The 12,730-nt window shown below is 63.9% G+C and carries 10 protein-coding genes; 1 reads left to right on the top strand and 9 read right to left on the bottom strand.

Annotation, left to right across the window (positions count from 1 at the left end; genetic code table 11):
- Positions 1–49 precede the first annotated feature (49 nt).
- Both secA and ACTJK6_RS17000 read right to left on the bottom strand, forming a co-directional pair.
- Complete coding sequence (gene secA / locus ACTJK6_RS16995) at positions 50–2,854, bottom strand: preprotein translocase subunit SecA (RefSeq protein ID WP_440839604.1); 2,805 nt, start codon at positions 2,852–2,854, stop codon at positions 50–52.
- A 250-nt stretch (positions 2,855–3,104) separates the two neighbouring features.
- On the bottom strand, positions 3,105–4,067 hold the full coding sequence (locus ACTJK6_RS17000) for a M23 family metallopeptidase (protein ID WP_260802228.1): 963 nt from the start codon (positions 4,065–4,067) through the stop codon (positions 3,105–3,107).
- Positions 4,068–4,136: 69 nt separating this feature from the next.
- Between ACTJK6_RS17000 and ACTJK6_RS17005 the strand changes: the two genes are divergently transcribed.
- Entirely contained in the window at positions 4,137–4,658 is a 522-nt protein-coding gene (locus tag ACTJK6_RS17005; protein WP_232043053.1) for a DciA family protein, read from the top strand.
- A gap of 50 nt (positions 4,659–4,708) precedes the next feature.
- Here the strand turns inward: ACTJK6_RS17005 and lpxC are convergent, their stop codons facing one another.
- From lpxC to murC, 7 genes are all read right to left on the bottom strand, one after another.
- Entirely contained in the window at positions 4,709–5,626 is a 918-nt protein-coding gene (gene lpxC, locus ACTJK6_RS17010; RefSeq protein WP_024979175.1) for a UDP-3-O-acyl-N-acetylglucosamine deacetylase, read from the bottom strand.
- Positions 5,627–5,871: 245 nt separating this feature from the next.
- Entirely contained in the window at positions 5,872–6,372 is a 501-nt protein-coding gene (locus ACTJK6_RS17015; RefSeq protein WP_440839605.1) for a peroxiredoxin, read from the bottom strand.
- 390 nt (positions 6,373–6,762) lie between these two features.
- Positions 6,763–7,962 carry a cell division protein FtsZ gene (gene ftsZ / locus ACTJK6_RS17020; protein ID WP_012436466.1) on the bottom strand — a complete coding sequence of 400 codons (1,200 nt, stop codon included), beginning with the start codon at positions 7,960–7,962 and terminating at the stop codon, positions 6,763–6,765.
- 140 nt (positions 7,963–8,102) lie between these two features.
- Entirely contained in the window at positions 8,103–9,335 is a 1,233-nt protein-coding gene (ftsA, locus tag ACTJK6_RS17025; RefSeq protein ID WP_024979178.1) for a cell division protein FtsA, read from the bottom strand.
- Complete coding sequence (locus ACTJK6_RS17030) at positions 9,332–10,243, bottom strand: cell division protein FtsQ/DivIB (RefSeq protein WP_232041080.1); 912 nt, start codon at positions 10,241–10,243, stop codon at positions 9,332–9,334. Before ACTJK6_RS17030 ends, ftsA begins: the two co-directional genes overlap by 4 nt.
- A gap of 37 nt (positions 10,244–10,280) precedes the next feature.
- Positions 10,281–11,276 (bottom strand): D-alanine--D-alanine ligase, encoded by a 996-nt coding sequence (locus tag ACTJK6_RS17035; protein WP_440839606.1) that lies wholly within the window; start codon positions 11,274–11,276, stop codon positions 10,281–10,283.
- Complete coding sequence (gene murC / locus ACTJK6_RS17040; RefSeq protein ID WP_260802231.1) at positions 11,273–12,724, bottom strand: UDP-N-acetylmuramate--L-alanine ligase; 1,452 nt, start codon at positions 12,722–12,724, stop codon at positions 11,273–11,275. The genes ACTJK6_RS17035 and murC overlap by 4 nt, the downstream gene beginning before the upstream one ends.
- Positions 12,725–12,730 lie beyond the last annotated feature (6 nt).

Consider the following 12,730-nt stretch of genomic DNA (forward strand, 5'->3'; position numbering starts at 1 on the left):
GCCCGCAGTGCGGGCATCGTGAATCAACAGAAAACGGAGCGAAGCAGCGTCAGACGAGTTTGCCGTGGCACTGCTTGTACTTCTTGCCCGAACCGCAGGGGCACGGGTCGTTGCGGCCAACCTTCGGCACTTCGCCGGCCAGTGCGGCAGCGGCGGCAGATGCCGCCGAACGCGGTGCGGCCATGGCCGGCGTTGCGCCATGGATCTCCGCATCGCCGGCGGCCACTTCGGCGAGTTCACTGAACTCGTCGTGCTTGTACTGCAGGTTGCTCAGCGCGGAAAGATCTTCTTCGATCTGCTCGGAAGCCTGCTCCAGCTCTTCCTGCGACTGGATACGCACCGTGAAGACAATACGCGTGACTTCGTTGCGGATGGTATCGAGCAAGCGGCCGAACAATTCGAACGACTCGCGCTTGTACTCTTGCTTCGGGTCCTTCTGCGCATAGCCGCGCAGGTGGATGCCCTGTCGCAGCATGTCGAGCGCAGCCAGGTGCTCACGCCAGTGCGTGTCGAGGCTTTGCAGCATCACCGAACGCTCGAAGCCGGCGAACGACTCGCGGCCCACTTGCGCCACCTTGCCTTCGTACACCGCTTCGGCAGCCTCCAGCACCATCTTGAGCAGGTCTTCGTCTTCGATCGACTGCGCGTCTTCCAGCGTCTTCACCAGCGGCTGGTCGACACCCCAGTCTTCGCGCAGAATCTTCTCCAGGCCGGCAACATCCCACTGCTCTTCCATGGTCTCGGCCGGCACATACGTGCGGAACAGCTCGGTGAACACGGACTCGCGCAGGTTCTTGACCAGATCGCCCACGTCCTGCGCTTCGAGAATCTCGTTACGCAGCTTGTAGAGTTCCTTGCGCTGATCGTTGGAGACGTCGTCGTACTGCAGCAGTTGCTTGCGGATATCGAAGTTGCGGCCTTCGACCTTGCGCTGCGCCGATTCGATCGAGCGCGTGACGATACCGGCTTCGATCGGCTCGCCCTCGGGCATCTTCAGGCGATCCATGATCGCGCGCACGCGGTCGCCCGCGAAGATGCGCAGCAGCTGATCGTCCAACGACAGATAAAAGCGCGACGAACCCGGATCACCCTGACGGCCGGCACGGCCCCGCAACTGGTTATCGATCCGGCGCGACTCGTGACGCTCGGTACCGACGATGTGCAGACCACCGGCGGCCTTCACCTGCTCGTGCAGCGATTGCCATTCGTCCTGCAGTTGCTTCACGCGTGCGGCCTTCTCTTCCTCAGAGAGCGATTCGTCCGCCATCACGAAAGCAGATTGCTTCTCCACGTTGCCGCCCAGCACGATGTCGGTACCGCGACCGGCCATGTTGGTGGCGATGGTGATCGCCTTCGGCCGGCCCGCTTCCGCGATGATGGCGGCTTCGCGCTCGTGCTGCTTCGCGTTGAGCACCTGGTGCGGCAGCTTGACCTGGTTCAGCAAGTTCGACAGCAGCTCGGAGTTTTCGATGGACGTCGTGCCCACCAGCACCGGCTGACCACGCTCGTAGCAATCGCGAATGTCGCGAATGACGGCGTCGTAGCGCTCCTTCGAGGTCTTGTAGATCTGATCCTGCAAGTCCTTGCGCTGCGGCGTGCGGTTGGTCGGGATCACCACGGTTTCAAGGCCGTAGATCTCCTGGAATTCGTACGCTTCCGTGTCCGCCGTGCCGGTCATGCCCGACAGCTTGTTGTACATGCGGAAGTAGTTCTGGAACGTGATGGTCGCCAGCGTCTGGTTTTCCTGCTGGATCTGCACGCCTTCCTTGGCCTCCACGGCCTGGTGCAGACCGTCGGACCAACGGCGGCCCGACATCAGGCGACCGGTGAATTCATCGACGATCACCACTTCACCGTTCTGCACCACGTAGTGCTGATCGCGGAAGAACAGGCTGTGCGCACGCAGGGCTGCGTACAGGTGGTGCATCAGCGTGATGTTCTGCGGCGCGTAGAGCGACTCGCCCTCGCCAATCAAGCCGGCTTGCAGCAAGATCTGCTCTGCCTTCTCGTGACCGGATTCGGTCAGGTAGACCTGGTGCGATTTCTCGTCGACGTAGTAGTCGCCCGGCTTCTCGACGCCCGTGCCATCCGACTTCTCTTCGCCGATCTGGCGTGTGAGCTGCGCGGGGATGCCGTTCATGCGGCGGTACAGGTCGGTGTGATCTTCGGCCTGGCCAGAAATGATCAGCGGGGTACGCGCTTCATCGATCAGGATCGAGTCCACCTCGTCGACGATCGCGTAGTTCAGCGGACGCTGCACGCGCTGGCCGGCGTCGTACACCATGTTGTCGCGCAGGTAGTCGAAGCCGAACTCGTTGTTGGTGCCGTAAGTGATGTCCGACGCGTAGGCGGCCTGCTTCTGGTCGTGGTCCATGGTGGTCAGGTTGACCCCCACCGACAGGCCCAGCCAGTTGTACAGGCGGCCCATCCACTCGGCATCGCGCTGTGCCAGGTAATCGTTGACCGTCACGACGTGCACGCCCTGGCCGGAGATGGCGTTCAGGTACACGGCCAGCGTCGCGGTCAGCGTCTTGCCTTCACCCGTGCGCATTTCGGCGATCTTGCCGTCGTGCAGCACCATGCCACCGACCAGCTGCACGTCGAAGTGCCGCATCTTCATCACGCGCTTGCTGGCCTCGCGGCACACGGCGAACGCTTCGGGCAACAGCGCATCGAGCGTCTCGCCCTTGGCAAAACGTTGGCGGAATTCCTCGGTCTTGGCCTGCAGCTCGGCATCGGAGAGCGCTTCGAACTTGGGCTCGAGCGCGTTGATCTGCGCCACCTTGCGGCGGTACTGTTTGATCAGCCGTTCATTACGGCTGCCGAAAATCTTCTTGAGAAGGCCCGTGATCATCGATGGCTAGGGCTGGTGAGCCACCCGGAAAGCGCGTCGAGGAGACCGCGAAACATAGGCAGCACAACGGCCCGGAAAGGGTTGGCGCAAAGGCGGGAGTTTAGCATGTGCAAAACTCCCGCTTGATGGCGGCAGACGCGCCGGATGTGGCAGGAACGCCGCACTCTGACGCCGCACCGAACGCCGTTCGGGCGGCTACACACTCACGCTGAACTGGGGACGGGCGCCCCCGATTGCAACCCGGGCCAGATCAATGGCCGGCCGCCGCCATGCTCTTTCCGATATCGGCCGCCGCAACTTTCGGCGCGGGCGCATTGGCCGCCATCTTGGGTTGCCCCGCGTTCTCCAGGAAAGCCACCGGATTCTGCGGGACGTCATTGACATGCACCTCGAAGTGCAGATGCGGGCCAGTGGCGCGGCCTGTGCGGCCGATCAGCGCGATGCGCTCGCCCGCCTTCACGATGTCACCGACCTTCACGAAGACCTTGGACGCATGCGCATAGCGCGTTTTCAGACCGTTGCCGTGGTCGATGTCGATCATGTTGCCGTATTCGTGGTGGAATTCGCTGGCCACCACCACGCCGCCAGCAGCCGCCACGATGGGCGTGCCGACGGGCCCGACAAAATCGACACCATCATGCTGCGTGCGCCGGCCCGTGAAAGGATCGATCCGCGTGCCAAACCCGGAGGAATCGTAGCCCGTGGCCACCGGGCGCACGGTGGGCATCATCTTGGCGTGGATCTGCCGGTCCATCAGGGTGCTCTCCAGCACGCTGAGGTAATCGGTGCGCTGGTCGGCCGAGCGCGTCAGGCGGTTCAGCTCGGACTGAATTTCCGGCATCGACATCGGCCGAGAGAATGCACCCTCCGGCCCGCCGCGGCTCGGCTGCGATTTGAAATCGAACTCGCGCGGCGGCACACCTGCCAGCCCTGACACACGGGCGCCCAGGGCGTCCAGGCGCGCGATCTGCGCCTGCATTTCGCCAATGCGCGCAGCCATCAGGTTGAGGTTTTCGCGGGTGACACGCTGGTCAGCGCCGGCAACCGCGGAAGCGGTTGCGCCAGGCAGCAGGCCTTGCTTGGCCGCCAGCCACGTCCCACCGACGGACAGAGCCGCCACGGTCAGCAGTGCCGCACCAATAGCCACGAAGACGCCGCGTCGCGACAGGTGCGTCGCGCCGGCCTTGCGTGGGTGAATCAGGATGATCTGCATCGCTCGTTTTCCGGACAAAAAAGCTGCCCACCGGCACGAAAGCGCGATGAAGCGCCCTACAATGCCGGCATGCGAATCTTTGTTCATCCCGCTCTCAAGACGCCTGTGGCAAAACCCGTCCAGGACTGGCTTTCGGGTGCCGGTTCGGTCGGCCCGCTGATGCAGGCGGCCAGGCAATTGGCGTCGTTGGAAGCGGAGGTGTTGTCGCTGTTGCCGCCCGGCTTGGGCGGTGGTGTGGCCATCGGCGGCATCAAGAACGATGCGCGCGATAGCCGGGAAGCGACTCTGGTGTTGCTCGCCGCACATAGTGCGGCTGCGGCGCGCTTACGGCAGGTGGTACCCACCTTGCTGGAGCGTCTGCAGCGCCGGGGATCGCAGATTACCGCAATTCGTGTACGGGTACAACCGCAGGGCGGCAGCGACAGTTTATGGCCACAAGAGACCGAAAAGCCGCCTAAACGCGCCAAGATGACGGCAGTTGGTGTCAACAGTCTGGCGGCGCTCGCCAACGAACTGCCCGATTCACCGCTGCGCCAAGCGTTGGCGGAAATGATTGCCCGGCACGTTCCACCTGCCGCCGGCCCCAAATAAAAAGCGCCCCGCGGGGCGCTTTTTTTCATGCAGACAACCGCGTCAGCCGTTCAAGAAAACGCAGGTTGCAACTGGGGCAGGAACGCGCGCGGCGCCTCTTCCGCCTTGTCGAATGTCACGATCTCATAGGCCGTTTCGTCCGCCAGCAGCGCGCGCAGCAGTGCGTTGTTCAGGCCGTGGCCCGACTTGTGCGCCGTGTACGCGGCAATCAGCGGATGGCCGACCACATACAGATCGCCAATCGCGTCGAGAATCTTGTGACGGACGAACTCATCGCCGTAACGCAGTTCGTCGTTGTTCAGCATGCGGTGCTCGTCGAGCACGATGGCGTTGTCGAGGCTGCCGCCGCGTGCCAAGCCGACCTCGCGCAGCATTTCAACTTCGTGCGCGAAACCGAACGTGCGGGCGCGGGCAATTTCGCGCGTGTAGCTGGTATCGGCAAAGTCGATTTCGAACGTCTGGCCGGTTTTATCGACGGCCGGATGGCGGAACTCGATGGTGAACGACAGCTTGAAGCCGAAGTATGGGTCGAGGCGGGCAAGCTTGTCGCCCTCGCGGATTTCCACCGGCTTGATCACGCGGATGAACTGCTTGGCTGCGCCCTGCTCTTCAATGCCCGCCGATTGCAGCAGAAACACGAACGAGGCTGCACTGCCGTCCATGATGGGGATTTCTTCGGCGTCGACGTCGACATAGAGGTTGTCGATGCCGAGGCCGGCGCAAGCGGACATCAAATGTTCGACGGTCGACACGCGAGCGCCGTCCTTCTGCAGCACGGACGCCAGGCGGGTATCGCCGATGGCGCTGGCGGTGGCGGGAATCTCGACGGCCGGGTCGAGGTCAACGCGCGTGAAGACGATGCCGGTGCCTGCGGCTGCCGGGCGCAACGTCAACGTCACCTTACGGCCCGAGTGCAACCCGATACCGACGGTCTTGACGAGGGACTTGATGGTGCGTTGTTTCAACATGGCCGCCCTCAACTCACGAAATTTCTACGATTGTTTTTATCTATGCAGTCTGCATAGGTGATAACCCTAAGCATACCATTTTCACATCCCTGCCTTCAAAACGACTTTTGTATCGGGATGTTAGGCGTCCTCATACTTTGCTCAACCTTAGCCCACGCACATTCAGCGCCACGGACCAGTCAGTTGCGCGGCGAGGCGGCATAGCGGGCGGTACTCCGCCTTTCGGGGGAGCCGCGCGGGTGGCGTCAGAGTATCGCCAGGATCGATTCGGCGCTGCTGACGGCGAACTGTCCGGGCGCTTCCACCTGTAGCGCTGTTACCACACCGTCCTTCACGACCATCGCGTAGCGCTGTGAACGCACGCCCATGCCGCGCTTGGAGAGGTCCTGCTCCAGGCCGAGCTTGATGGTGAACTCAGCACTACCGTCACCCAGCATGCGGATTTTGTCGTCCGTGCCCTGCGCGCGGGCCCAGGCCCCCATCACGAAGGCATCGTTGACGGACACACACCAGATCTCGTCGACGCCCTTGGCGCGCAGCGCGTCGAAGTGGGCAAGGTAGCCGGGCACATGCCGCGCCGAGCAGGTCGGCGTGAACGCGCCAGGCAGCCCGAAGATGACGATCGTCTTGCCCTCGGCCAGGAGCTGGACGGAGAAAGCGTTGGGGCCGAGCGCGCAGCCGTCCTTTTCCACTTCAAAGAACTCGTAGAGCGTTGCGTCGGGCAGCGGTTGACCAGGCTGGATCATGATCGTCAGGGAGCGTGCGCGGATATCGCGATCATAGAACTTGCCACGCGAGCGCGCAGCCGGTTCGAAAAAACAAGACCGCCCGCGTGAACGAACCACGCGGGCGGTCTTGGGAGACAACACCATCAGGCCGCTTGGGTCGGAACGCACCGCGCGCGGCACAACGAACGGATACACCCGCCGGGCGGGGTGAACCCTTCCGGGGAGGCGGCCAGAGGCCAACCTGCCCGGCGGCAACGACTGTGTCCGGTTCGTCGAGCGCTGTCGACTGGCGAGTGGCGGGCCATCACACAACGGCGATCGCGGGAGGGGAGCCGTGAATCGCGCGCGGCGTGTGGTGCCGCAGGCAGTCGGACGTGCGCGAGCGCTATCGAACCAACGCAGGCCCGATCAGTCCGCCTGCTTGCGCAGGAATGCCGGAATGTCGTACGTGTCGACGCCCTTCTCTTGCAGTGCTGCCACGTGAGCCGATGCCGACTCACGCGAGCTGCGCCACACGGCCGGGGTGTCGAAATTGCTGTAGTCCGGCGCAGCTGCCACCGAGTGACCGGCGCCACCGCCGAAAGCCACTGGCTGGTTGTCGGTACCGGTCTTCAGCAGCGTCATCGTCTGCTGCTGTTGTTGCTTGTTTCGAGCGGCGCGGCCCAGGCCCGTGGCAACCACGGTCACGCGCAGCGCGTCGCCCATGGCGTCGTCGTAGACCGTACCGAAAATGACGGTGGCATCTTCCGCGGCATAGCTGCGGATGGTGTTCATCACTTCCTTGGTCTCGGACAGCTTGAGCGAGCGGCTGGCCGTGATGTTCACCAGCACGCCACGCGCACCCGACAGGTCCACGCCTTCCAGCAGCGGGCTGGCCACGGCTTGCTCAGCGGCCAGACGCGCACGGTCGACGCCGGACACGGTGGCCGTGCCCATCATCGCCTTGCCTTGCTCGCCCATCACGGTCTTCACGTCTTCAAAGTCGACGTTCACCAGACCATCAACGTTGATGATTTCCGCAATGCCGGCCACCGCGTTGTGCAGCACGTCGTCGGCGCACTGGAAGCACTTGTCCATCTCGGCGTCGTCGCCCATGACTTCGAAGAGCTTTTCGTTCAACACGACGATCAGCGAATCGACGTTGCCTTCGAGGTCGTTCGCGCCATGTTCGCCAACCTTCGAGCGGCGTGCGCCTTCGAAGTCGAACGGCTTGGACACCACGCCCACGGTCAGGATGCCCATTTCCTTGGCCACCTGTGCAACCACCGGTGCTGCGCCCGTGCCCGTACCGCCGCCCATGCCGGCAGTGATGAAGACCATGTGCGCGCCGCGCAGTGCGTCAGCGATCTGCTCACGGGCTTCCTCTGCGCAGTGCTTGCCCACTTCCGGCTTGGCCCCAGCGCCCAGGCCGGTGCTGCCGAGTTGCAGCACGCGCGATGCGGTCGAGCGCTTGAGCGCCTGCGCATCGGTGTTCATGCAGATGAATTCCACGCCTTGCACGCCGCGGTTGATCATGTGCTGCACGGCATTACCGCCCGCGCCGCCGACGCCGACCACCTTGATGATGGTGCCGTCCTGCATTTCCGTTTCAATCATGTCGAAGTCCATCATTGCCTCCAGAAGTGATCAGTCCCAGACGATGCAGCCTCCCCGCCGCAACTCCTGGTTCCTGAACAAAAAACATCAAAACAAGAAACTCAACTTGCTCCCCCCAGGGAGCACATCGTCAACGCCTGGCACACGCGTGCTCAGAAGTTGCCGATGAACCATTCCTTCATGCGCGTCCAGATCTGCTTGGCCGACCCGGACTGCACGACGACCTTGCGCCCGCGCACGCGCTGCACGCGGCCTTCCTGCAGCAGGCCCATCACCGTGGCGTAACGCGGGCTCTTCACCACTTCGTGCAGATTGCCGCGGTACTCGGGCACGCCCACACGCACGGGCTTCAAGAACATGTCTTCACCCAGCTCGACCATGCCCGGCATCATCGCGGTACCGCCAGTGAGGACCACGCCGCTGGAGAGCAGTTCCTCATAGCCCGATTCGCGCACCACTTGGTGCACGAGCGAGAACAGCTCTTCCACACGCGGCTCGATCACGGCAGCCAGCGCCTGGCGCGAAAGCGTGCGAGGGCCGCGATCACCAACGCCCGGCACATCGATCATCTCGTCCGGATCGGCCAGCACCTGCTTGGCGATGCCGTACTGGATCTTGATGTCTTCAGCGTCCGGCGTCGGCGTGCGCAGGGCCATGGCAATGTCGTTGGTGATCTGGTCACCGGCGATGGGGATCACGGCCGTGTGGCGGATCGCGCCTTCGCTGAAGATGGCGATATCGGTCGTGCCGCTGCCGATGTCGACCAGCACCACGCCGAGTTCTTTCTCGTCTTCGGTCAGCACCGCCAGGCTCGACGCCAGCGGCTGCAGGATCAGGTCGTGCACTTCCAGGCCACAACGGCGCACGCACTTGACGATGTTCTGGGCGGCACTCACCGCGCCCGTCACGATGTGCACCTTCACCTCAAGCCGAATGCCGCTCATGCCGATCGGCTCGCGCACGTCTTCCTGCCCGTCGATGATGAATTCCTGCGTGAGGATGTGCAGGATCTGCTGATCGGTCGGGATGTTGACGGCCTTGGCGGTCTCGATCACGCGCGCCACGTCGGTGGAGGTGACCTCCTTGTCCTTTATCGCCACCATGCCGCTCGAGTTGAAGCTGCGGATGTGGCTGCCCGCGATGCCGGTGAAGACCTCGCTGATCTTGCAGTCGGCCATCAGCTCCGCTTCTTCGAGCGCTTTCTGGATCGACTGGACGGTCGCCTCGATGTTGACGACCACGCCCTTTTTCAGCCCCTTCGATTCGGTCTGGCCCATGCCGATGACCTCGTAGGCGCCGTCGGGGCGAAGCTCGGCCACCACCGCCACCACCTTGGAGGTGCCGATGTCCAGGCCGACCAGAAGATCCTTGTATTCCTTGCTCATCGCGTTTTCTCTGTGCTTCGCGTTGCTTTGTTGTTGGCCGCCGGCTTACCCCCCAGCGTGGCTTTCGGCTTTGCAGCACTGCTGGTGCCATTCGCGGTGCCAGGTAGCTTGCCCCCCTTGGCCAGCACCGCAGCCTGCGCATCGGTCAGGAAGCGCACACCCGCCGCCCGAACTGCGAATCCGTTGGGATACCGCAGATCGGCGTATTCGATCTGACCGCCCCAGCGCTTGGTTACCTCGGGCCAGGCACGCACAAAGCGGCGGGCACGCGCGGCCAACGCGGTGCGGTCATCGTCATTCAGTTCTCGGCCCAGCTCGATGACCGTGCCGTTGGACAACCGCGCGCGCCAGGCGTAGCGGTCGGTGAGCGTCACGCTCAGCGGCTCGACATTCATCGGCTTGAACCACTCGGTCATGGTCTCCAGCTTGTCGACCACGTCCTGCTCGGTTCCTTCGGGGCCAGCCAGCGCAACCAGGTCGGTGTCGTCTTCAGCTTCGGCCAGGTTGGCCACGAAGACTTCGCCATACGTGTTGACCAGCTTGCCGGACTCATTGCCGCCCCAGGTGCCGAGCGCTTCGTGTTCCTGCACTTCCACCAGCAGCCCGTTGGGCCACACGCGACGCACGCTCGCACGCCGCACCCACGGCACCGATTCGAACGCGGCACGTGCCTCATCCAGATTCAGCGAGAAGAAATTGCCGCGCAGCTTGGGCAGCGCATTAGCGCGCAGACTCGGTACATTCACGTGGCGCAACTCGCTGCCAGCCATCGGCATTACCCGCACCTGCTGCAGCTGGAACATCGGTCGCTGCATCAGCCAGACCGCCCCAACGCCCAACGCGCCAAGCGCGAGCAGCGCATACAGCGCACTCGCGACGGCGTTGAGGAGACGGGTGTTGTGCCACATAACGTTGTGTTGTCCGGTTTCGCTGACGTTGCGTTGATTACTCTGGTTTCCAGTCGGTGCTCGCGTGCAGCTCCAGCGATGCACTCGCCGCCAGTTGCAAGACGAAATCTTCATAGCTGATGCCGGCCGCGCGCGCGCCCATCGGCACCAGCGAATGGCCAGTCATGCCCGGCGACGTGTTCATCTCCAGCAGGAACGGCGCGTTGTCGGACTTGCGCAGCATGATGTCGGCACGGCCCCAGCCACGGCAGCCCAGCCCGCGATACGCCTGTACCACCAGCGCCTGCACGCGCGCGGCCACGTCGGCGGGAATCGGTGCCGGGCATTCGTAGCGCGTGTCGTCGGTGAAGTACTTGTTCTGGTAGTCGTAGTTGGCCTGCGGCGCGACGATGCGGATGAGCGGCAATGCCGTGGCGCTTTCGCCTTCACCGATGATCGGGCAGGTCAGTTCGTCGCCTTCGATGAACTGCTCAGCCATCACGTCGCGGTCCAGGCGCGCAGCCTTTTCGTAGGCGGCGGGCAGCTCGGCGGCGCTCATGACCTTGGTCAGACCGATCGACGAACCTTCGCGCGCCGGCTTGACGATCAGCGGCAGGCCAAGGCGGTCGGCCACGGCCTGCCAGTCGGCGCCGGCATGCAGCATCACGAAATCGGGCGTGGGCAGTCCGTGGGTCTGCCATTGGCGCTTGGTGGCTTCCTTGTCCATCGCCAGCGCAGACGCGAGTACGCCGCTGCCGGTGTACGGAATGCCGAATTGCTCGAGCAGGCCCTGGATCGTGCCGTCTTCACCAAAGCGGCCGTGCAGCGAGATCACCACGCGATCAAACCCTTGCTTTGCCAGATCGGCCACGGCCTGCAGGCCCGGATCGAACGGATGCGCATCGACGCCGCGCGCGCGCAGCGCAGCCAGCACGCCGTTGCCGGACATCAGCGAGATTTCGCGCTCGGCGGAACGGCCGCCCATGAGCACGCCCACCTTGCCGAGAGACTTCGGATCAATCGTCGGATTTGGAACAAACGGACCAGTCGTCATGCTGCGGCGCCTCCGTTCAGATCCACGACGTTGGCGGTGCGCACCTGCGCCTGCAACGCAACCACTTGACCGGGCACCTGCCCGATCGACCCAGCGCCCATGGTGATGACCACGTCGCCGTCCTGCGCCGCATCCAGAATCGCTTGCGGCATGTCTTCAATCTGTTCCACGAATACCGGCTCGATCTTGTTGGCCACGCGCAGCGCACGCGTCAGCGCGCGCCCGTCGGCGGCAACGATGGGCGGCTCACCGGCGGCGTATACCTCGGCCAGCAGCAGCGCATCTACGGTGCCGAGCACCTTCACAAAATCTTCGAAGCAATCGCGCGTGCGGGTAAAGCGGTGCGGCTGGAACGACAGCACGAGGCGGCGACCGGGGAACGCACCGCGCGCCGCGGCCAGCGTGGCGGCCATCTCGACCGGGTGATGGCCGTAGTCGTCGATGAGCGTGAAGCGGCCCTTGCCGTCCGCGGTCGGCACTTCGCCGTAGCGCTGGAAGCGACGGCCCACGCCGTTGAACTCGGCCAGCGCCTTGACGATGGCCTCGTCCGGCACTTCCAGTTCGGTAGCGATGGCGATGGCGGCCAGCGCGTTCTGCACGTTGTGCAGGCCCGGCAGGTTGAGCGTGATCGACAGCGGCGGCTCCGCATGGCCGTTGAGCTGGCGGATGACGGTGAATTCCATGCGGCCATCGACGGCGCGCGCATTGACGGCGCGCACCTGCGCGTCTTCGGCAAACCCGTAGCGCACGACAGGCTTGGAGACGAACGGCAGGATTTCGCGCACGTTGGGGTCATCCACGCACAGCACGGCAATGCCGTAGAACGGCAGACGCTGCGTGAACTCGATGAACGCCTGCTTCAGGCGCGCGAAGTCGTGCCCGTAGGTGTCCATGTGATCGGCATCGATATTGGTGATGACCTCGATCACGGGGAACAGGTTGAGGAACGACGCGTCGGATTCGTCGGCCTCGGCGACGATGAAATCGCCCGTGCCCAGCCGCGCGTTGGCGCCGGCCGAGTTCAGGCGGCCGCCGATCACGAAGGTCGGGTCCAGGCCGCCTTCGGCCAGCACAGACGCGACCAGGCTGGTGGTGGTTGTCTTGCCGTGCGTGCCCGCAATGGCGATGCCCTGCTTCAGGCGCATCAGCTCGGCCAGCATCACCGCACGCGGCACGATGGGGATGCGCTTGGCGCGCGCGGCCAGCACTTCGGGGTTGTCGCCGCGCACGGCGGTGGAGACCACCACGGCATTGGCGCCGATCACGTGCTCCGGCGCGTGGCCCTGCATGATCGTTGCGCCCAGCGATGCCAGACGCTGCGTAGTCGCGCTGCTGCCCAGATCCGAGCCTGTCACGCGGTAGCCCAGATTCAGCAGCACCTCAGCGATGCCGCTCATGCCTGCGCCGCCGATACCTACAAAATGGATGTTCTTGACGATGTGCTTCATATCGAT

This window comes from Ralstonia sp. 22086 (assembly GCF_052045975.1).
Classification (GTDB): Bacteria; Pseudomonadota; Gammaproteobacteria; order Burkholderiales; family Burkholderiaceae; genus Ralstonia; species Ralstonia wenshanensis.